Annotated in this window: 14 protein-coding genes; 12 read left to right on the forward strand and 2 right to left on the reverse strand. The window is 51.6% G+C overall.

Going from position 1 to position 21,790, the window contains the following annotated elements; genetic code table 11:
* Positions 1–16 precede the first annotated feature (16 nt).
* From ACFQ0N_RS06125 to ACFQ0N_RS06135, 3 genes are all read left to right on the forward strand, one after another.
* Positions 17–3,355, forward strand: a complete 3,339-nt coding sequence (locus tag ACFQ0N_RS06125; protein ID WP_379323875.1) for a glycosyl hydrolase family 28-related protein — start codon at positions 17–19, stop codon at positions 3,353–3,355.
* Positions 3,356–3,669: 314 nt separating this feature from the next.
* Positions 3,670–5,061, forward strand: coding sequence for an ABC transporter substrate-binding protein (locus tag ACFQ0N_RS06130; RefSeq protein ID WP_379323877.1), 1,392 nt, complete (start codon positions 3,670–3,672; stop codon positions 5,059–5,061).
* A gap of 146 nt (positions 5,062–5,207) precedes the next feature.
* Positions 5,208–8,477, forward strand: coding sequence for a glycosyl hydrolase family 28-related protein (locus ACFQ0N_RS06135; RefSeq protein WP_379323879.1), 3,270 nt, complete (start codon positions 5,208–5,210; stop codon positions 8,475–8,477).
* A 561-nt stretch (positions 8,478–9,038) separates the two neighbouring features.
* On the opposite strand, the gene ACFQ0N_RS06140 is transcribed toward ACFQ0N_RS06135, so the two are convergent.
* Positions 9,039–9,194, reverse strand: coding sequence for a helix-turn-helix transcriptional regulator (locus tag ACFQ0N_RS06140; protein WP_379324293.1), 156 nt, complete (start codon positions 9,192–9,194; stop codon positions 9,039–9,041).
* A 98-nt stretch (positions 9,195–9,292) separates the two neighbouring features.
* On the opposite strand from ACFQ0N_RS06140, the gene ACFQ0N_RS06145 reads away from it, so the two are divergent.
* The 3 genes from ACFQ0N_RS06145 (at position 9,293) to ACFQ0N_RS06155 (ending at position 12,371) form a co-directional block, all read left to right on the forward strand.
* Positions 9,293–11,359, forward strand: coding sequence for a hypothetical protein (locus ACFQ0N_RS06145; protein WP_379323881.1), 2,067 nt, complete (start codon positions 9,293–9,295; stop codon positions 11,357–11,359).
* A gap of 84 nt (positions 11,360–11,443) precedes the next feature.
* Entirely contained in the window at positions 11,444–11,869 is a 426-nt protein-coding gene (locus ACFQ0N_RS06150; RefSeq protein ID WP_379323883.1) for a carbohydrate ABC transporter permease, read from the forward strand.
* Positions 11,870–11,897: 28 nt separating this feature from the next.
* A complete protein-coding gene (locus tag ACFQ0N_RS06155; protein WP_379323885.1) occupies positions 11,898–12,371 on the forward strand; it encodes a hypothetical protein in 474 nt (157 codons plus the stop codon).
* 411 nt (positions 12,372–12,782) lie between these two features.
* Here the strand turns inward: ACFQ0N_RS06155 and ACFQ0N_RS06160 are convergent, their stop codons facing one another.
* The gene (locus tag ACFQ0N_RS06160; protein ID WP_379323887.1) at positions 12,783–13,652 is read right to left on the reverse strand and encodes a helix-turn-helix domain-containing protein; all 870 of its coding nucleotides are present in this window, start codon (positions 13,650–13,652) and stop codon (positions 12,783–12,785) included.
* A 124-nt stretch (positions 13,653–13,776) separates the two neighbouring features.
* On the opposite strand from ACFQ0N_RS06160, the gene ACFQ0N_RS06165 reads away from it, so the two are divergent.
* The 6 genes from ACFQ0N_RS06165 to ACFQ0N_RS06190 all read left to right on the forward strand — a co-directional run bounded on the left by ACFQ0N_RS06165 (position 13,777) and on the right by ACFQ0N_RS06190 (position 21,778).
* Entirely contained in the window at positions 13,777–14,601 is an 825-nt protein-coding gene (locus tag ACFQ0N_RS06165) for a phytanoyl-CoA dioxygenase family protein (protein WP_379323889.1), read from the forward strand.
* A gap of 186 nt (positions 14,602–14,787) precedes the next feature.
* The gene (locus ACFQ0N_RS06170; protein ID WP_379323891.1) at positions 14,788–16,542 is read left to right on the forward strand and encodes a sensor histidine kinase; all 1,755 of its coding nucleotides are present in this window, start codon (positions 14,788–14,790) and stop codon (positions 16,540–16,542) included.
* Positions 16,517–17,926 (forward strand): response regulator transcription factor, encoded by a 1,410-nt coding sequence (locus ACFQ0N_RS06175; protein WP_379323893.1) that lies wholly within the window; start codon positions 16,517–16,519, stop codon positions 17,924–17,926. The genes ACFQ0N_RS06170 and ACFQ0N_RS06175 overlap by 26 nt, the downstream gene beginning before the upstream one ends.
* A gap of 298 nt (positions 17,927–18,224) precedes the next feature.
* Positions 18,225–19,919: an extracellular solute-binding protein gene (locus ACFQ0N_RS06180; protein WP_379323895.1), complete on the forward strand. Its 1,695-nt coding sequence runs from the start codon at positions 18,225–18,227 to the stop codon at positions 19,917–19,919.
* A gap of 71 nt (positions 19,920–19,990) precedes the next feature.
* A complete protein-coding gene (locus tag ACFQ0N_RS06185; RefSeq protein ID WP_379323897.1) occupies positions 19,991–20,872 on the forward strand; it encodes an ABC transporter permease in 882 nt (293 codons plus the stop codon).
* An 18-nt stretch (positions 20,873–20,890) separates the two neighbouring features.
* Entirely contained in the window at positions 20,891–21,778 is an 888-nt protein-coding gene (locus ACFQ0N_RS06190) for a carbohydrate ABC transporter permease (RefSeq protein WP_379323899.1), read from the forward strand.
* The last annotated feature ends 12 nt before the right edge of the window (positions 21,779–21,790 follow it).

Raw genomic sequence — 21,790 nt, forward strand, 5'->3', positions numbered from 1 at the left:
AGGAGGGAGTGATTTTTTGAAGAGCCCAAAGAAAGCGTTGACATTTGGGGTGTGTGGGGTCTTCTTGCTCGTCGTAGCGGTAGTGGCATGGTATTGGTTTCAGCCATCACCGGCATCGCCTGATGTGCTTTTTAAGGCGACGTGGGACACGGAAACGGGCACAGACGCGAACACCGCCACAACGGCTGCCCCGGAGTGGGGGATGGTGAAGGCTTTACAACATTTGTCCCATGTTGTTGGTTACGATGGAAAAGGGGAACCGCAGGCTTTTAGAGCAGGTAGCGGAGAGCAGGGGGTCACAGCTTATTCCGGCGACGGCTATTTACAGGTATCCGGCCAAGATATCAACCCCAAGGGGAATAGTCATGCGTATCATCGAGTGTTTGAGGGCTTAAGCATTAAGATAGCAGACGATACGAGGATGACATATATGGCGCTTCATCATGCCTATACGGCAAGCCGGCATATGTCCATTGATCTTGTATTCTCCGATAATACGACACTTCGCGATTCAGGGGTTACCGATACGAAAGGTGTCCGGATGCACCCCACGTCGCGCGATGGCGTGTTGGATGAGTGGACGAAAGTGGAAGTCGAGTTATCACCGTTGAAGGGGAAGCTCATTACTGCGATTCTGGTTGCCTATGACAATGAAACACCTAGTGAAGGAGGTCCATATATGAGTTTTTTCGATGATTTGATCATAACAGGAACCGATTTTTCGGTGAAGTTGGGTGCGCCTCGTCTCGTATCGACGGTGTTTCCCTCAGCTGATCGTATTGTGGCGAACGCGGTTGTAACGGATGCGCCGTTCGACGCAGATACGACCGGCGCTTTTGACGCGTCCGATGCCATTCAGGACGCTATTGACGCTGTGTATAAAGCTGGCGGGGGTGTCGTCTACATACCCGAGGGCACATATAAAGTAAGCCGCACGATCGACATTCGCAACCACGTGACCCTACGCGGAGACAGGAGGGATCCCGACAAAGGATCTGGCAGCTACGGCGCGGTTATTATGGCGTACGCGGGGAAGGATGGCACAGAGACGGACCCGGGGCTATTCCGCATTTGGGGCAGCGCGGGCGCCGACAGTCTCACCGTTTACTATCCCGAACAATCCGCCGGCAAGCCAATCCCGTACTCGTATACGTTTCAAATTGTAGGACGGATGCTTGGGGAAGACGGTTATATGTGCGCCACCGTCCAAAATGTTACAATGCTGAACAGTTACCGTGGGATATTCGCGACTGCACATGAAATGCATACAATCCGGAACGTCAAAGGCACAGTGCTGTACAAGGGGATGGCACTGTACGATTCCGCGGATGTGAGCCACGTCGAGAATGTCCGGTTTAACGCTTCGTACTGGGCAAGTGTGGACGAATCCGTTTCTTCGACCAAACCGGAGATCAGGAAAATTCAGGTATGGACACGTGAAAACGGTATAGGGATGGAACTGTCAGGTCTTGAATGGGACAGTTTCTCGAACATCCATTTGTCTGATTATCGAACGGGGATTGATATTACTTCGGCCAGGCGTTCGTTTAACGGGCATTTATTCGATGTCCATGTAGAGAATAGCAATGTTGCGCTTTTGATTGGCAATATTCCGGAGCATCTCGGCATGGTCATCGCCAATTCATCGTTTCGGGCGAATCAAGGCGTCCATTCAGCTGCTGTCCGTATTGTTAGCAGCAATAATACGATGATTCAGTTTAACAACACAATCGTTGGCGGCGGTGCGGAGCATGCGGTGCAGCTTCTTGGACAAGCGGTCGCGAATTTTCAGAATTGCACGTTCGACGAGTGGTCCGGCGAATATGCGATTGTAGCGAATCAGGGCACGCTTGCCGTCGAAGGCTCTGCCTTCCTGCCGCAGTTGACTGCCGTGAAGAAAGGGATTGATTTGCAAGGGAAGGTGTCCTCGGCTGTGCTGCTGGGCAATAGCTTTACTGGTACGCCAAACTTCTTGCTTGATAATAGCAGCGCGGGAGATGTTCAAAGGCAGGATACGGGGTACAAGTTTGAACAAATCGATGTCGCGTCTTATCCGGCTCAAGCGGATAGTCCGAAGCCGGTGAGCGAGAATTTCTTCAATGTGCAAGATTACGGGGCGGCCGGCACACCATCAAATGCACAACCGATAATTGACGATACGTCAGTCATTCAAAACGCGCTTAATGCAGCTGGTGAGGCTGGGGGCGGTACGGTATATATGCCCGCGGGCATTTACAGAGTGGAAGGCCACCTCGTTGTACCGGCCGGGGTGGAGCTGCGGGGGAGCGAGGGCGTTCCGCATAGGGCCGCTGTCTATGGATCGTCCACGGGCACGATTCTCTATGCCTATGAGGGCCGCGGCACAAAAACGTCAGAAACGGATCAGGCGTTTATTACGCTGAATGGTGATCATGCTGGGGTTCGCGGGCTGTCCGTGCACTACCCTGAGCAGGCGACGGATGAAGCCGCCAACATTGTGTCTTATCCATGGACGATTCGCGGTAATGGCAGCGGGGTATACGTATACGACATGGTTCTGGTTAATCCGTACAAGGGCATTGATTTTGCAACGCACCGCACGGACGGTCACTTGATTAGTCATGTTGGCGGAACGATGCTGAAGGAAGGCATCCGTGTCGGCAACAGTACGGACGGCCAGGTCGAGCACGTTCTATTCAACATTACGTACTGGGGCCGGGCTTACGGACTTGAAGGGACTTTGTATGAAAACGTAACGATGTTTCCTGTGGCGGGCACTTACGTCGGATCCAATCTGAAAGCGTATGTGGTAACTGAGGGAGCGCGCAACGAGTACATGCTCAACGCATTCGTATTCGATTTCATGACAGCGTTCACATTTGAAGAAGACGCCAGCGCGACTGTTATTAACAGCGCGGCTGATCATCGCGGAAACGCAATTCATGTCACCGGCACAGGCCCATCCGGCGTCACGCTCGTCAACTTCTTCAGCAGCAATTACATTGAGGGCGTTACGGATATTAACTTCAATAAAAGCAATGACGGACAAGGCGGTGCCGGGGCGACCGGTCTTGCCAATAGCGGCGGAACGATACGTGTATTTAATTGGAACGCGAAGGACAATTATGAACATGTGTTGTATAGCACGGGGGGCAGTACGATCATCCAGGGTGCCTCATTCCCTCATGATACGGCCAGGATCACGGGAGGAAACGTGACGATTAACGGCACTTTTTTCAGGGACAGCGGCCCACAGGCCATCGTGGGGGCTGGCGCCAGCGCCAATTTGTGGGGAAACATTGGCGGAGGAGGCGCATTTACCGCTGAATATGCAAATGGAGCAAGGGGCACAGCCGCTTACAACATCAGAAGGTAGGTTAGTTCAAATGGTTGAGGCACCTCAAGCGTCGGAACTGCGTCACTGGCGGCTGGCACGTCAATCTATTTGGCGCTCGGGTCTATTTAATTAATTTAATGAATAAGTAATAACGGTGAAGGTGGAAGAGACTCGCTACACATCGGCCGATCATTTATCCGTCTCCCGGCCTCTGCATGTTCTCACGGGGGGCGAGTAACGGAGAGATTCCGAGAGGAGGTGAGGGCGAAGATCCGAACGAGGAACGAACGGCAACAACAAGTTATTGTCATGCGTAAGTTATCCATTTTTACTAATTCGGGAGGGTAAAACGAATGAAAAGAAGTGGACGATTACTATCGGCCTTATTACTCGTTATCGTACTGATGTTTACCGCCATCCTGCCCGCGTGCAGTGGCAAAAACAACGAGGAGGCGCAAAGTGGAAGTACGCCAGCGCCGGGAACGGAGGGTATGAGCACACCGGGGGCGTCGGAGGCTCCCTCCGAAGAAAAGCACGATCCCGTCACGCTCAAGTTGATTACATGGAACAACACGTACCAGGAGCTTTACGATAAGTTCCATGCCAAATATCCGTGGATTACGGTGGAAGCGGATCTTGTCAGCGGTGCGGATATCGATAACACGATCGTGGAAAGAATCGCCGCCCTCGAATCGGCGGGTACGCCCGCCGATTTGGCTTGGCTCGTAGATTTCACCCCGTTTCTCAAAGGGGGACTCCTGGAAGATTTGAAGCCGTACATGGATCGGGATGAAAGCTTGAAGAACGTGAAGCTGCCCGAAGGCTTTTTCGAATCGATGGAAATCGGGGGGAAACGGTATGCGATTCCGTTCGTCGACGTTCCGATGTGGGTGCTCGTGAACAAGGATCTTCTGGATAAGTATGGGCTGGAAATGCCGCCCAACGATTGGACGTACGACGACTTCCGCCGCATGGCGAAAGCCGCGACCGATCCGGTGGCCGGAGAATACGGCTTGACGAACAATTCGCTCTTCGCTGGCCATTTCACGACCGCGATGGCAGTGGCCAACGGCAGTGCACCGAATTTAGCTTACATGAACGAGGATTTGACCCAGAGCATCTTGAATTCGCCAGCCGTTCTGGCCGACATCAAATGGATGCAGGAGCTGATGACGAAGGACGGTTCGCTTCCGGGCTATAAGAAATCGGCCGAACTGGGAGGTTCCGTGGACAAATTCATTAATGGGAAGACTCTGTTCGATATCGGCGGTGACTGGGTGCTCGAGCCGCTCAGCAATGAGGCCAAATTCCAATGGGACGTGCTGCCTTTTCCGAGGGGCAAGGTAAAGCAGTCGACTTACCATATCTACGGGCCGATCGCCTTACTCGCGGGATCGAAATACAAGGACGCGGCGTACAAATGGATCAGCTTCCAATTCGAGATGGAAGCGCAGAAATGGAAAATCGACCACGGAGCGAACGCTTCCGTCATCAGCGACGAATTGATCGCCTATATCGACCAATCGCCTCTCTGGCAGGGTAAAAACACCAGCGCGGTGAAGCTGACGAAGGACATGGGCAGCATCGCTCCGGGGCCGACGATTCCGGCGTTCTCGGAATATATGTGGTGGCAGCCTTGGGTGTCGGAGACCATCCTGGACGGGAAGGACCCGAGCAGCGTCATCCCGCTGGTCGAGGCATGGAACAAGAAGACGCTGCAACTGCGCGATGAAGTTTCGAAATAGGCGGGCGGAAGGAGGAGAGGACAGGGGGCCATTCCTCTTGAATACCGGTTCGGAAGCATCGAAGATAGCTGTTATATCACTGGCACCCTTTAGCGCCGGACGAAGGTTATTAGGAAGCGTTTACGAAAACCGGGGAGGAAACGAAGATGAGGGAGAAAGGCGCGGCGTTCTTGTTGAGTACTGCTTTTTTGGTGATGGCGTGTTTCGGTTTGATCGTACCGCCTGAACGAGCGGAAGCGGCAACCGTGTTCTCGGCGACGTGGGATACAGGGACGAATTTCGGTGAGACGGACACGCCCGAATTTCCGGTTTCCAACGTTGTCGGATACAACTTCGCCGGCAATCCGCAGGCGAACCAGGCAAGCAGCGGCACGCAAGGCATAGCTGCCCATTCGGGCGACGGCTACTTGCAGGTGGCGGGTAAAGACGTCAGCTCGGCGGCCAGCAGTTATGCCTATCACCGCATTTATGGCGGCTTATCGATTCCGGTCACGAGCGGTATGCATCTCTCGTATTGGGTCTACCATTATGCCCATGCGACGACGAGCCAGCGTATGGGCTTCGATCTGGTGTTCTCCGACAACACGACGCTGCGCGACTCGATGCTGAGCGATACGAATGGGGTACGGATGCATCCCGCGCACCGCAACGAGTCGCTCAACCAATGGGTGCAGGTCGACGTCGACTTGTCCCCGCTGGCCGGGAAGACAATTACGAAAATATTGGTCGCCTACGACGGCTCCAACGACAGCGAAACCGGCCAATACGTCAGCTATTTCGACGATTTAGTGATCTCCGGCTCTTCAACGGGCGGTTCAGGAATTAATCCGCGGGTCATAACGACGGCCGTTTATCCTTCCGATGACGTCATTATCGCCAGTGTCGACGCGGCGGCAGACTACGGCGCGGACGCGACGGGCGCGGCGGACGCCACGTCGGCGATCCAGAGCGCGATCGATGCTGTGTACAATGCCGGCGGCGGCGTCGTGTGGCTGCCCGCGGGCAAATACAAGGTGACGTCCAGCATCATCGTAAGGGAGCATGTGACGCTGCGCGGCGACTGGCGTGATCCCGATGTCGGGTCGGGCAGCTACGGCACTGTAATTATGGCCAACGTCGCCAGCGGCAGCGCCGGCGATCCCGGCTTGTTCCGCATCGGAGGCAGCGCAGGCGTCAAAGGGCTTACGGTCTACTATCCGACCCAAAGCGCGTCGGCCCCAACCGCTTATCCTTATACGTTCGAAATTCTCGGCGGGGCGCTGTCCGGCAACGGCTACATGAGCGCTTCGATCCAGAACGTAACGATGCTGAACTCTTATCGGGGCATCAGTGCCGGTTACTTGGCGACGCACGAGATGCATTTGATTCGCAACGTCAAAGGAACGGCGTTGGCGAACGCAATATACTTGGAGGACACGGCAGATGTTGGTAAAGTGGACCGGGTCAAGTTTAACAACAGCTATTGGGCGAATATGGATGCTTCCGTATCGTCCACGAAGCCGACCCGGGCCCAGATCGATACGTGGACGAGAGCGAACGGCACCGGCTTGGAACTAAGAGGGGTCGAGTGGCATCAAATGGCTGACGTTGTACTGTACGACTACAACGTGGGCATCGTCATCAACGCCGGCCGGCGCATCAATTTCACCGGCATGATGTTTGGCATCGACGTACAGAACAGCAATATCGGCATGCTGGTCAACGCGCTGGACAGCCGGGTCGGCGTCAATATTTCGAACGCGACGATCAGTGCGAACCAGGGCACGAATCCTGTCGCGGTGAAAATTACGAATAGCAACGGCGCCAGCATCCTCTTCAACAATTCCACAATCGGCGGCGGCGCTGTTAATGCGGTGCAACTGCTCGGCAACACGATGGCTGAATTTCAGAACGTGACGTTCGACTCTTGGTCAGGCACGTACGGTCTGATCGCCAACAAGGGCACACTCGTCGTCGAGGATTCAACGTTCATGCCGACGCTCTCCGCCACGAAGAAAGGGATACAGCTCCAGGCGGGCACATCTTCGGCAACGATTCTGGCAAGCGTGTTCTCGCCCGGCGGATCGGCCTACCTGCTCGAGAATTCTAGCAGCGGCGACGTCAAGCGGCAAGAGACGGGATACTTTTTCACCAAGCATAACGTGACTAACTATCCGTGGCGACCTTCCGTGCCAGGCCCGTCTTCGAGCAGCTTCTTCAACGTGAAATCGGCGCCTTATAACGCGGCTGGCGTACCGAGCATCGTCAATCCGCTAGTCGATGATACCGCGGCGATCCAGGCAGCGCTCAATGACGCGGGCGCGGCCGGCGGCGGCACCGTGTACTTGCCGGCAGGCATTTACCGCATCAATACCCATTTGACCGTCCCGGCCGGAGTACAATTGCGGGGCAGCGACGATGTGCCCCACCGCGCGGCCAAATACGGTCCCGCTTCGGGAACGATCCTGTACGCCTACGAAGGCAAAGGGACGGCCACGCCGGACATGGATACGCCATTCATCCAGTTGAACGGGGCGAATGCGGGCGTGCGCGGGCTGTCCATCCATTATCCGGAGCAATCGAACACGAGCTCCGCCAGCATTAGAGCGTACCCGTGGACGATCAAAGGCAGCGGGGATTCCGTCTACGTCTTCGATGTGACGTTCGTCAATGCGTACAAGGGACTGGATTTCGCTTCGGTGGTCTCGACGAACAACCATTACGTTAATCAGGTGAACGGGTTCGTGCTTAAGGAAGGCATTCGCGTCGGCAATGCGACGGAAGGCTGGGTCGAGGACAGTTTGTTCAATGCCACCCATTGGTCGAGAGCGGCTGGGCTGCCGAACATCGTCGACGAAGGGACGACGATGTGGAGCGTGGCTTTCGCCTATTCCCGAGCGAATGCCAAAAACTTCGTCGTCACGTCGGGAGCCCAGAACGAGCATTTGCTGAACAATTTCGTCTATGGTTCGAATACCGGACTGACCGTGGAATCAAACGCGAACGTCACCGCGATCAACAATGCGGCCGACGGTTCGCTGAACACGATCAGAGTGACCGGCACGGGAACCGGCGGCGCCAAGATCATCAATGCGGAAGGCTGCGGCTGCGGCCTCGGCGGAACGGCAATCTCGGTTAGCGGGGGTGTCGCGCAAATCTACAACATGCTGACGATGGAATCATACAATTCAGCCCTGCAAGTTACCGGTGGATCGCTCGTGCTGCAAGGTGCCGCCTTTCATCACAACACGGCGGCCGTCTCCGCCGGCAATCTGCTCATGGGCGGAGCGCTGTTCCGCGACGATACAACCCACATCACGGTCGCGTCCGGCGCCACCGTAAATTTATGGGGCAATATCGGAGGCGGCGCGTCCGGCTTCCGGTTCAACTTCGCTTCCGGTTCGTTTGGCGGCTACAGCATGAACATTCGCCGTTGACGCCAGAGAGGCCATATACGGATAGATTTAATCAAAGAACCCCGGCTATTGCGGGGTTCTTTCCTAATTTATCCTAAACGAGCCAAGCAGAACGGAATACGAATAGAGATAAATAAGGGTTGCTATAAATAGGTTGGAGTGTAAGCTAAAATGGTGTTCATTTTTAGTAGGCCCACTGGGCGTGAGGGTTCAAATCTGTCCGGCCCCACCTAGGAGTGCGGATGTGGCACAATAGACGCAACCGTTTTTACGGATCCGAAAGCACTGTATTATACGCCGGGGTTGTGGGAAAAACGGGGACAGATTTTTTGGGCGCCTTTCTTTTTGAAACACCGTTTGCTGTAATGCGAGGCTTCATCTGGATGCTGTTGCCCCTGACTATTATTCTGTATCTTGTTCTGGCTTTCAAAGCGAACAGACATTATGAGAGAATTGCGAAATAGCGAGGAGAGGCTTACAACTGTGGAGGCTGTTGGTCCGCTTCGATCCGCAAACCCACGCTTGGCCAAGTAACTGCTGATGTCGATGCTTAAGATTTTTCCTGCAGGCCTCAGCCGCCGGCTATTTCCCCCGATAAGCTCTCGGCGTAATCCCTTCGCGCCTGCGGAAACGGTTGGTGAAGTGGCTGGCATCAAGGAAGCCGCAATATTCCGCTATTTGGGCGATGGTGTATGGAGTCGTCGCCAGCAGCTCCTTCGCATGATCCAGCGTCGGAATTTCTAAAAAAAGCGGAACAAATCCAAAATTTCAAGACGTTGCTTTTCACGAGAAGTCTTCTTATAATCGGGGGTATATCGGCCAAGGAGGGCACAAACTTGAGCATTTCAAAGGAACGGGAGCGCGTAGAGCCATCTCAGTTTACACTGCATGCCGGAGCAGCGGGATGGTCAATTATGGCGGATGGCAAGCCTCTCGCGGGCATCTATCAAGATCATCTTGTTGGAATTGTCGGACTGGAGGATTCGTCCGGTCTTGTTTCGTTAGAGGTCAAATCATTGGAAAGGGCAGCCGACCATAGCCGCTGCTCTGTCTATTATCGTTCGGCAAATTGGACCATGGTGGATAACGTCAGACAGATCGATTATGGTTTGTATGAGGGAGTACGCACTTGGACGAATAAGAGCGATCAAGCGGCAGAGGTATCTTTCCGGCTGGAGCTGGCTGCTCATTATGTACCGGAGTTTTATCTGATTCCGTGCGTAAATTACAATGGCAACAGCTGGGGAGAGGGCAATGAGCCAAAGGGGCTAACCTATAATGGGAGGCCCTGGACATTTGCTTATGACCGGACAGGGATTCCTGCCGCCAGCTTCACTGAAAATGAGCGCTATGCGATCGGTTTATTTGTAACCGATGCTGAACAGGACAGCCTTCGCTCGGCATGCTCCCTTGAACCAATTGCTGAAGGGATAATCCACCGGCTTCATTGGCCCGAGCAGGAAGGACCGATCAGCTATACCGGGCGCGATATGTACAGCGAGGGGTTTCGCCATACGCATTTGATACCGCCAGGCGGAACATTCAGCGTGACATTTTATGTTTCCGCCGCGGCAGTCAAAGCGGCAAATACGGGCTGGTTTGCCGCTTATGATCGCGCTTACTCCTTGCTGCAGCGCGAGACGAAGCCTGTATACACAGAGGATGAGGTGTGGAGCCTCAGCTTAACGTTTGCACGGGAGTCGCTGCTGCAGCAGGATGAATACGGCACTTATTTCAATATTGGCCTTTTGCCGGAAGGATCGCACGATTTGAAGGGCAAGGCGGGAATGCAGTGGAAGCTTCGCGAGCAGGATCGCACGGAAATTGGCTGGTGCGGGCAAAATGCGGCACTGGCGAGAGCCTTCATTGCGCATGGCTTCCGCACTGGCGATAACGCAATGACCACAATCGGTACGGATGTACTGGATACGTGGCTTCGAAACAGCGGACAGCAGCCGAATGGGCTGATGCGGATCACCCTGGACGGGCTGTGGGATCAGCGGCCACATGATACGGCAGATGTATGCAATCTGGCTTGGGCTGCCTGGCAGCTTATAGAGTCCTATCGCCTGGTCGCTGACGCCGGTCAAGTAAAATTGGAGTGGAAGCACGCTGCGCTTGCCATCTGTGATTTTTTCGTGACGCATTATGACCCGGAAAGCGGCTTTGGCCATAGCTGGGGATTGGACGGTTTGCCGCGGTCAAGCAAAGGCACTGGGGGAGCCTTCCTGCTCATCCCGCTATTGGAGGCTTATGAATTAACGGGAGACGAGCAATACTTCGCCTGCGCCAAGCAAGCTTATTCCTTCTATGCCCGGCGAGACCTCGACCGGATGCAGTGTACAGCCGGAGCGCTCGATACCGACTGCATCGATAAAGAAACAGGCTGGCCGCTATTCAAAACCGCATTGGATCTTTATGAACGGACCGGGGAGGTCCATTATTTGCGGGATGCGGAGAAGGCCGGCTACTACCTGCTAAGCTGGTGCTACTTATATGACGTCATAACCGATGAACAAGCAGAATTCGCAGCTTATCAATACCGTACCTATGGAGCGACATCGGTGTCTACGCAGCATCATCATTTGGACCCTTGGGGGGCGCTGATCGCCTTCGACTGGCAGCGGCTGGCGGAGCATACGCAAGCGAAGCAATGGGAGCAGCTGGCCCGTGCCGCCTGGAACAACAGCCTGCTTGGCATTTCAGACGGCGAGACGGTCATACACGGCATGAAGCGTCCGGCAGGCTCGCAGAATGAAGCTTTTTTTGCATCGCGCTGGAACTTTGCTGCAGACAAGGAGACGGGCCGCGGCAGTTTGAATGACTGGCTGGTTGCCTGGCCGGCGGCGTTTCGTTTAATTACGATCATGCGGGCGCGGGAGCGAAGGAATCATTTTTCATAGTATAAAAAGTTAAATCTACTTCACCAAAAAGGTGCATCGCTGCGAGGATGCCCTTTTTTTTCACGATAGATGCCTGGGAGGTTTATGTTTATTATGTATTCGTATATTCAAAACTTGCCGGATTCCGTCGTAGAGTCCGCCCGTCTGGACGGCTGCAGTGAATTGCGCATCTACGGGCAAATTATATTTCCGATGTCATTGCCGGTGTTTACGGCTACGGCGGTATTTTCCGCTGTCGGCCACTGGAATTCATGGTTTGACGTCTTATTGTACAATTCCAGCGGCAGCTGGGATACGCTGCAAGTGTATTTGCAGCGTTTGCTGCTTGAAGTGCAAGCGCTGCAGATGATTCAGGATCAACACATGCTGTATAATAAATTTCGCGAGGTATCGCCGATTACACTGCGAGCGGCGACGACCATAATTGTAACTTTCCCGATCGCCGTTGTTTATCCGTTTTTGCAAAAGTATTTTGTCGGGGGCATTACAATTGGAGCTGTAAAAGGGTGAAGAGCAGTGCGAAAGGAGTTCTGATAGTTTGGAAAAGTGGAGAGAATTGATTGGGCACGATGAACAGCTTATGGATATGATCTGGGACGCGACAGCCAAACATATCGAAGAGCTCAGCAACAAGGAAAAGTTCCTGAAAAGCTTCATGGCAGTATGCTCAGATACAGGCAGGGAAGCGATCGTAGATTTCCTGGAGGTGTTCGATAGTGAACCGCCGGAATATAGATCGATCACGCTGCCGTCTTTCAGTACAATTGTTGTTCAGGGGGAGTTTAATTATGGGCTGTCGGTCTGGAACGGGGAAAAACAGCTTGGCAAGGTGACGGCTACTGCATTAGGAACCTATTCCTTTGGGCTCATAGATCAAGCATCGGGGGAGGAGATAGCCTTGACCGATGACGCGGAATTATTGCCAGAGAGCTATGAGATTGAGGGCTTTGAAGTTGCAGAATTGTATAATATCGAGGAATATTACGATGATTATACGGCGATTGGGCGTTGATCTTTTTGAGCGCCTTTCTTTTTTAAAACATCGTTTGCTGTAATGCGAGGCTTCATGAGATAACAGCGAAATGAGCGATCACGTGTGTTAGGTTGTTTTTATCGAGAAAAAATCTCTAATCCAGAGATTCTCAGGATTTTAGAAATTCTGAGAACGAAAGCCGCTGAAGCAGCGGCTTTTTGCTCGTAACTTGATCGGTATGGAGATAAAATGTTGCGCAAAACGCACATTTCCAGGGAATTTCTCTAAGTTTTGCGGAAATGTTGTACGTTCTGCAAAAAGCGTGCCCACTTTGCCCCCCAGCAGGAGCGAATTTTTGCATTTCGTACAACAATTCCGGAGCATGTCCGCTTTTTGGGCATCGTTTGTTGCATAAACTGCAAGATACGGTACAAAACTCGCTTTCCTCTGCTATTTTCCCCGATAAGCTCTCGGCGTAATCCCTTCGCGTCTGCGGAAGCGGTTGGTGAAGTGGCTGGCATCGAGGAAGCCGCAATACTCCGCGATCTGGGCGATGGTATATGTAGTCCCAGTCAGCAGATCTTTCGCATGATCCAGTCTGAGATTCAACAGGTACTGGTGAGGCGGAGCTCCGAAGCGCTCGCGAAATACGGCGCGAAAACGCGAAGGCGACAAGTTGGCGCGCTTGGCCAACTGCTCGATGCTGATCGTCTCGGCCAAGTGAAAGGAGCAGTAGGACGGGATCCATTCCAGATCGTGCTCGTGGTCGGCAGCATGTTTTTTCGGTTTGGCATGATCCTGGACGATCGCATGGAACAGCTGCGTAGCGGCTGCCTGGGCTTTTATTTTGGATAACGGGTCAGGCTCCAGCCAGCTTTCTACCATCTCCAGCATCAGATTTCGATAAAGATAAGGCTTCTCTGGTTCCAGCTGAACGGGGATATCAAGATCTTCAAAATCATTAAGCCGCGGCTGCATCAAATGCTGGAATGCCTGGATCTCGGTCTGTCCCGGCTTTGTCGGGAAACTCTGCTCCCGTTCCGGATGATAGAAAAAATCCAAATGCGCAAATGGCGTCTCTTGATTGGCAAAGGCCCGCAGGTCATGTACAGTTCCCGGCTGAAGCAAGCAAAACTGGCCTTCCTGCAATATATAGGTTTCTCCGTCAGCGACGATTTGCAAGCGGCCTTTTTGGATATAGATAATCAAATAGTCCAGTAATTTCCGCGTTGGAAAATAGTAGGCTGTCCGCACAGCGAAGTCGCTCTCTCTTATGTAAGGAACAATGGGACGATTTTGTATAAATGAAAGCAGATTCATAGCAGCCCCCTTAGGTAGTCAGTCATTTTTTACAAGTAAGATCATCATGCCATACAACGAATTTACTGTCAAAATGACTTACAATAAACATGCAATGACAATGTGCTGGGGAGGCGTATTTGGAATGAATGCTATGAATCATTTGCCTGATTTAGAAGAGGCGATCGAGCTGCCGGAGGAGCAAATTGTCCAATATCAGCGCGACGGGCATACCATTGTAAGAGGATTGGCGAATGCGGATGAAGCCGCAGTGTACCGCGAAGTTATTGGCAAGCAAGTCAGATTGTATAACAATCATACCAAACCGCTGGCGGAACGGGACACGTATGGCAAAGCCTTCATCCAGATCGGCAATCTATGGGAACTGAGCGATGAGGTAAAAAAATTTGTTATGGCGCGGCGCTTTGCCAAGGTAGCGGCTGATTTGATGGGAGTTTCTGCGGTAAGAATCTATCATGACCAGGCGCTTTACAAAGAACCGGGCGGGGGCCATACGCCTTGGCATCAGGATCAAATTTATTGGCCGATTGACAGCGACAAGACGATTACGCTGTGGATGCCGCTTGTCCCCGTTCCCGTGGAGGTCGGCTCGATGACATTTGCGTCCGGCACTCATCGCAGCGGATATATTTCCAAGCAATTTATATCCGATGAGTCTCACCGTACCTACAAGGATTACATTGAAAGCAAAGGATTGAAGCAGGTGCAGTACGGCGCATTGGCACCAGGAGATGCGACCTTTCATGCCGGCTGGACACTGCATTGTGCTGCTGGCAATCCTACGGCGAATATGCGAGAAGTGATGACAATTATTTATATGGCTGATGGAGTGACGCTGGCGGAACCGGACAGCAACGCCCGCAAAAATGATTTGGCCCGCTGGTGCCCGGGGCTGAAGGCGGGAGATCAGGCTGCCAGTCCACTCAATCCGATCGTTTATAAGCGCTGATCAAAAGCAAGCTGTGTGGCATTAAAATTTGCCGCGCGGCTTTTTTTGCTATAATTGCTATAATAATAGAATCCGCGCTGAGGAGGCCGATTGTATAGCGGGAAAATAAACCCGGAGATGGACGTTCTTTTGTTGTGATTTGTTTATATTGAATTTCTACAGTTATAATTCCTGGGGAGGTGGATGATGAAGCTGCTGCTTGGATTTATGGAGAGGATCTCCTATTCGATTAAGAACAGATTAACGATTTTATTAGTCCTGTGTACAATGCTTCCCATTTTGACGTTGGGGCTCGTGTCTTACTTCACCCTTACTTATGTATTCGAGAGGAAGATTGATAACGGGATTCACAATGTGCTGAATCAGGAAGGACTGGCATTGCAGGGTGCGCTGGATAACATGGCTTACGCTTCCGTGCAATTAACGTATGAAGGCAGTATCGGGCAGAAGTTCTATCAATATTTGACGGAACCTTCGATCTCAGGCAAAGTCCAGCTGCAAGAGGAGATTTTTAACAACTTGACGCTGGTCAATTTTACCAATCATAATGTCGGCATCATGTTTTACGAAATTCCGGTGACGAATCAGATTTTTTTCGAGAACATGGAAGTGAAAAAGGATTTGCACTTTAGAGAGCTTCCCGTATTTACGAACTATAAAAATCTCATTATTAGCGGCCCGCATGAAACTGCGTATAAATATGGGAAAAATATCGTGTTCTCCTTGCAGCGCCAAGTGGACGTGCCAGGATATGACACCGTGTTTGTCTATCTGGAAACAAATTTTACGCTGTTTCAGAAAATATTGAATCCGAAGCAGTACGGCATGACGGCCTATCATATGCTGATCAACGATCAAGGCAAAGTGGTCTATACGGACAACGGAGAGCTTTTTCCTACCGGTTTGGACTACTCCGAGGCTTCCGGCAAATCAGGCTATTCTTATTTCATGGAAGACAATTTGCAAGGTTGGAAGCTGGCCGTTGCTATTCCGAACGGGGAAATGAAGCGGGAGATGAGAAACTGGCTATGGCTGTTTATTCTCATCGTTAGTTTGTCAGTGCTTTTGAGTATATGGTTCGGTTATGCAATCTTCAAAATGATCTATCGGCCGATTGTGCGGATCAATCATGAAGTTCAGCAGCTTTCCGATCCGTTTATGAATCGTCCGCTAACCCAGACGAAAATCCAGGAGTTCGATTTTTTGCTGCTTCGCTTCCAGACGATGAGGCAGAAGGTCCGGGAGCTAATTCTCGACGTTCAGCGGGAAGAACGCCTGAGAGGCAGGCTGGAAGTGGAGAAACTGATGCACCAAATCAATCCGCATTTTCTCTACAATACGTTGAACACTGTGCAGTGGATCGCCCGTATGAATGGGCAGGAAGAAATCGACCGTCTGATCACGGTGTTCTCCAATGTCCTGCAATATAACCTTGGCAAGGAAGGCACGTCTGTTACACTGGGACAAGAAGCCGAAGTGCTGCAAGATTACGTTACCTTGCAGAGAATTCGCTACAATTACAAGTTCGATGTTAAAATCAGGCTCGACGAGTCATTGCGCAATGTGCAAATCCCACGGTTTATTTTGCAGCCGATTGTGGAAAACGCTTTATATCACGGGATGCGGGACGACGATATAATAGAAGTGGATATTGAACCGGAAAATGAGGAGTACCTGGTCATTGCGGTCAAGGATCAGGGCAAAGGGATGAAGCCCGAGGTGCTGGAACGGCTGTGGGAGGATGGCAGGGCCGGAAGAGGCGAATCGGGAATGGGGATCGGATTGAACTACGTAAAACAAGTGCTGAAAAGCCGCTACGGGGATCATTTGCAAATGGCCATTCGCAGCGAAGTCGATTCGGGGACCTGTGTGACCATACGAATACCAATCAGTCAACCGGGAGAGGATGAAGAGCATGATGAACGTACTGATCGTGGATGATGAATGGTTTGTCCGCCAAGGCTTGATTTCGCTTATGCCATGGTCCGATTTCGGTATGCGGGTTGCCGGCGAAGCCTGCGGCGGGGAAGAGGCGCTGCAGATGCTTCAGCAGCAGCGTTTTGAACTTGTGTTCGTTGATTTGACGATGCCGGGAATGAGCGGCTTCGAGCTGATGAGGGAAATCCGGCTGCAGGATCCTTACATGAAGATGGTTGTGCTCACTTGCCATCAGGATTTCGAGTACGTGCAGGAAGCGCTTCGACTGGGCGTCATCGATTATTTGGTCAAAACGGCGCTCGCCAAGGACAAGATGAGAGAGGCGCTGGAGCGGATTGCGAACCGCGTCCAATTGGAACGCGGGTTCACAAGGCCGGAATCGGCGGGTAATGGTCCATCGGGGAAAGGCTATTTGTTCATACGGTTGTCCGATTCATCGCTCCCGGGCGAGTTCCCCTTATCCTTTTCGAAGTCAGTGGCGGAGCAGGACAAAATCGAAATACGTCCCGGTTTGTGGTTTGTTCCCCGTTTGGTTTCTGAGCATGAAGAAAGTGAAATGATCAGCCGTTTCCTGTATCAGGCTCAGGAAGTGCCGTGGACGCTTGTTAAAGTCGGTGATCTTGAAAACCGGAGTATTCGGGAGATAGCATCGAAATTGGAAAGCTACGCAGATCATGAACTATTCTATGCTTATACGCCGGAGTCTGCCGTGTACGAGCTGTCACTGCACAGTGTCGATAACTCGCCGGCATTATGGGATGAGGTCGGACTGTATTCTTTTATAGGCGAATGGAGTACGCTTAGTTGGGTATTTGATGAGGATCATTATCGGCATATACTGGTGAGGCTGCATGGTTTGCGGCTCTCCCGTCCTTTGCTGCAGCGATTTCTGGAACGGGTTTGGGAGGAGACGGAAACCTGGTTCGGTCCACTCGATAACGTGCTGAAACCCGCAGACTGCGGCATAAGTCCAACTTGGCATCAGTGGAAGCTCCGGCTGAGCGCCATGAAGGGAGGCTTGTCACGGCTGCTGGCTGAACGGAATCCGCTTGAGGTTGCAGGGAATGTAACTAAGGCGCTGAGGTATATAGAAGAACATCTGGACGACAAGCTGGCACAGGATGATGTCGCCGGAATTGCCTTCATGAGCCGCGGCTATTTCAGTCTTTGTTTCAAGAATGTCATGAACGCGACATTCAGCGATTACGTCAGGCTCAAACGGCTGCAGAAAGCAAAAATGTATTTGAGAGAAACAGACCAAACAATTCAGAAGATTTCTTTGCAGACCGGGTTTCAGGATGAGAAATATTTCAGTAAAAGCTTCAAGAAAGCGACGGGCATGCTGCCAAGCGATTACCGCAAACAGCACGCGCAAGCCAACATATAAGGAATCCCCCTCCCCGAAGGGGGATTTTTTGAAATACAAGAAAGTATAAATTTCGCCTTATATACAGCTTATATTTCTAAGGGAAGAGCTTGCCTCGCGCCAAGGACGGCGTCAGCCGTTTCTTCTCACCACATTGGGGAGGAGTATTGTCATCAAGAGGTGTCATTTGGTCCGATCCAGCGTTCTAGGTCAGGACGAAAGTAGCCCCTTGAGTTCATCGGAATGACTCCCGGTTTGTCGGAAAATCTCGTTATAATGAGACAGAAGATTAATTTATGTACAGAAAGAAGGGGACTCATTGAAAAAGATTACAAAATCGGCCGGTATTGTTTTGGTGACAATGCTTGTTCTAAGCGCGTGCAGCAGTAACTCGGCGAATCCGCCCGAAAACGGAAGCCCGGGTGCCGGAGGAAACCAAGGCCAGACGACGAACGATCCGGATTCATCAGCGGCGTCAAAAGACCCGTACGGCGCCTATGAGCAGCAAGTTGCCTTGTCCATTGCCAAGGATACGATACCTAATAATAATTTGCCTGAGGGAGATACACTCGAGAATAACGAATACACGAGATATCTGGAAAAGAAGCTGAATGTGAAAGTAACCCACGCCTGGGAGTCGCAACCCGGAGATGCTTACAGCCAGAAAGTTGGCGTGACGATTGCCAGCAATGATCTGCCCGATGCGATGATCGTCAATCTTGAGCAGATGAATCAGCTGGTTAAGGCTGATGCCATTGCCGATCTGACAGAAGTATATGAACAATATGCCTCTCCTCTCGTAAAGGATATTTTCGGTTCCTACAACGGCAGATTGCTGGGCATGTCTACATACGGAGGCAAGCTGATGGGACTGCCGTCCACCGATATCGGCTATCAGCACAACTTGCTGTGGCTCCGCAAGGACTGGCTGGATAAGCTTGATCTGCAGCCGCCTAAATCGCTGGACGATCTGATCGCTGTGGCGAAGGCATTCATCGAGAAAGATCCTGACGGCAATAACAAAGCCGATACGTTCGGCATTATGGGAGATCCCAATATGGCTCCGCTAGCGAATACGGTTCACGGATTCGATACGATTTTCGGTTCCATGCACTCTTATCCGGGCGTCTGGGTTAAGGGCGGGGATGGCAGCGTTTCATACGGTTCCATTGCCCCGGAGACGAAAACAGCACTTGCCAAGCTTCAAGAAATGTACAAACAAGGCGTCATTGACAGCCAGTTCGCTGTCCGCAAGGCGGACGATGCCAATGCTCAGATCGCAGCAGGGAAAACAGGCCTTGTATTCGGTCCTTGGTGGATTCCATACTGGCCGCTTAACGACTCGGTGAAAAATGATCCCAAGGCTGAATGGGTCGCGTATAACACCCCGCTGGACGATTCCGGCAAGTTGAATGTAGTAGCGACAGCGCCGGCATCCAAATTTCTGGTGGTACGCAAAGGCTACCAAAATCCAGAGGCGGTTATGAAGGTGTTGAACGTGCAGTCCGCCGCCATCCGACATGCGGATCCGATTGAACAGGATACAAAGGATATATACAAGGATAAAATCGTCAACTGGGCAAACTGGCCGTTCGGCATCCAAGTCGACTATGATGATGCCGTCATGCGCAGCAACACGCATCTGAGAGCGGCGCTCGAAGCGAAATCCCCGGCCTCCCTCACCGTCGAGGAAGTAGTCGGATACAACAACATTCTCGCGAACGAAGCCGATCCGAAGAAAAACATTGATGCATGGGCAGATGCGACAGCGAAGCTGCTTGGACCGGCTCCATTGCAGGAGGATTCAACCAATGTCATTACTCCAGGCTTCTATGGAACGACAAAAACAATGAAGTCCAAATGGTCCGTTCTGCAAAAAATGGAGAAACAAACCTTCCTGAAAATCATTGTCGGGGAATCCCCGGTCAGTGCGTTCGATGATTTCGTGACGAAATGGAAAACGCTCGGCGGAGACCAGATTACACAGGAAGTAAACGAAGCTGCGAAGCAATAAAAAGTTTTTAAGAGGGCGTTGGAGCAGAACATTCTTACGCCCTTATTTTTTTAGATCGTGTGGTGAATCAAATGAGAAGGACAGGTCTCCTTCACCTGATGCTTCTGCCCGGCATCATTTTGCTGGTGCTTTTCTCGATCCTGCCGATGGTTGGTTCAGTTATCGCCTTTCAGGATTTCAATCCGGCGCTCGGCGTATTCAAGTCCGATTGGATCGGAATGGACAATTTTAAATTTATGTTTGAACTTCCGGACAGCAGGCAGGTATTCGCCAATACGCTTATTATCGCCTTGATGAAAATCATTACCGGACTGGTTGTCCCCCTTACTTTCGCATTATTGTTGAACGAAGTGAGAGGCCGTGTGTTTAAACGTTCCGTTCAAACCATCGTTTACATGCCGCACTTTCTTTCATGGGTCATTTTGTCCGGCATCGTTGTGGATCTGCTCTCTTACAACGGGATTATCAACCATCTGCTGGGCATGTTCGGAGTTGATCCCATAATGTTTATGGGAAGCAATCGCTGGTTTCGCTGGATTCTGGTTCTGACGGACGTCTGGAAGGAATTCGGGTTCAGTACCATTATCTATTTGGCTGCGCTTACAGCCGCAAGCCCTGCGCTTTACGAGGCCGCTGCACTGGATGGGGCGGGGCGGATTCGGCAGTTGTTTCACATTACCCTTCCGGCTATCGCCCCGACGATTGTGCTGCTGGCGACGCTCAGCATCGGCAACATGCTCAACGCCGGTTTTGATCAGATATTCAATATGTACAATCCGTTGGTCTATGAAACGAGCGATATTATCGATACCTATGTTTATCGGACAGGGCTTGTCGAACAACAGTATGGCCTGGCGACTGCGGTTGGGCTTATGAAATCTGTCGTAAGCTTCCTGCTGATAATTCTTTCTTATCGGCTGGCTTACCGGTTCGCAGGCTACAGAATTTTCTAGAAAAGTGGGAAGAAAAATATGGTTCAATCTCAATCGTTCGCTGCGAGATTCGCATATGGCTGCTTGCTGGCATGTTTGGGAATCGTGTCATTATTATGCCTGGCCCCGATCTGGTATACGATCGCCGTATCGTTCAGCGACAAATCTGCTGCGGCTGCCAACGCCGTAACGCTGCTTCCGGTCGGCTTTAACTTCTCCTCTTACGGGAAGCTGTTGTCGGATCAGCATTTTTTTCAAGCGTTCGGCGTTACGTTTCAGAGGGTGCTGTTAGGGGGCGCGATCAATTTTTTATTGTCGGTTATAATGGCGTACCCCTTGTCGAGGGATAGCGGTTTTTTTCGCAGCCGCAGCATCTATATGTGGTTTCTCGTGTTCACGATGCTATTTAATGCCGGACTTATTCCGTGGTACATCGTCATTCAAAAGCTGCACCTGCTGGATTCAATCTGGGCGCTTGTCCTGCCGGGGGCTGTTCCGGCATTTAATGTCATTTTGCTGATGAATTTTTTCAGAGGCATTCCCCGGGAACTGGATGAAGCAGCCTTTATCGACGGGGCGGGACACGGATACACGTTGTTGAAAATCTATTTGCCGATATCGCTGCCAGCGCTGGCCACCATCACCCTGTTCAGCATTGTCGGCCATTGGAACAGTTTTTTTGATGGGCTTATCCTAATGAACAAACCTGAGCATTACCCGCTTCAAACCTACATTCAGCAGTTGGTCGTCCAAATTAATTCCACTAGTACGCTGGACCCGGAACAAATCAAGCAAATCATGCAAATATCGACTAAAACTTTGAATGCCGCCAAGATCGTCATTTCGATGCTGCCGATCTTGATTGTTTACCCGTTTTTACAGCGTTTCTTTATTCATGGGATTGTTTTAGGCTCAGTTAAAGAATAGAGGGAGGAAAAG

This window comes from Paenibacillus sp. GCM10027626 (genome assembly GCF_042676285.1).
Lineage (GTDB): Bacteria > Bacillota > Bacilli > Paenibacillales > Paenibacillaceae > Paenibacillus_Z.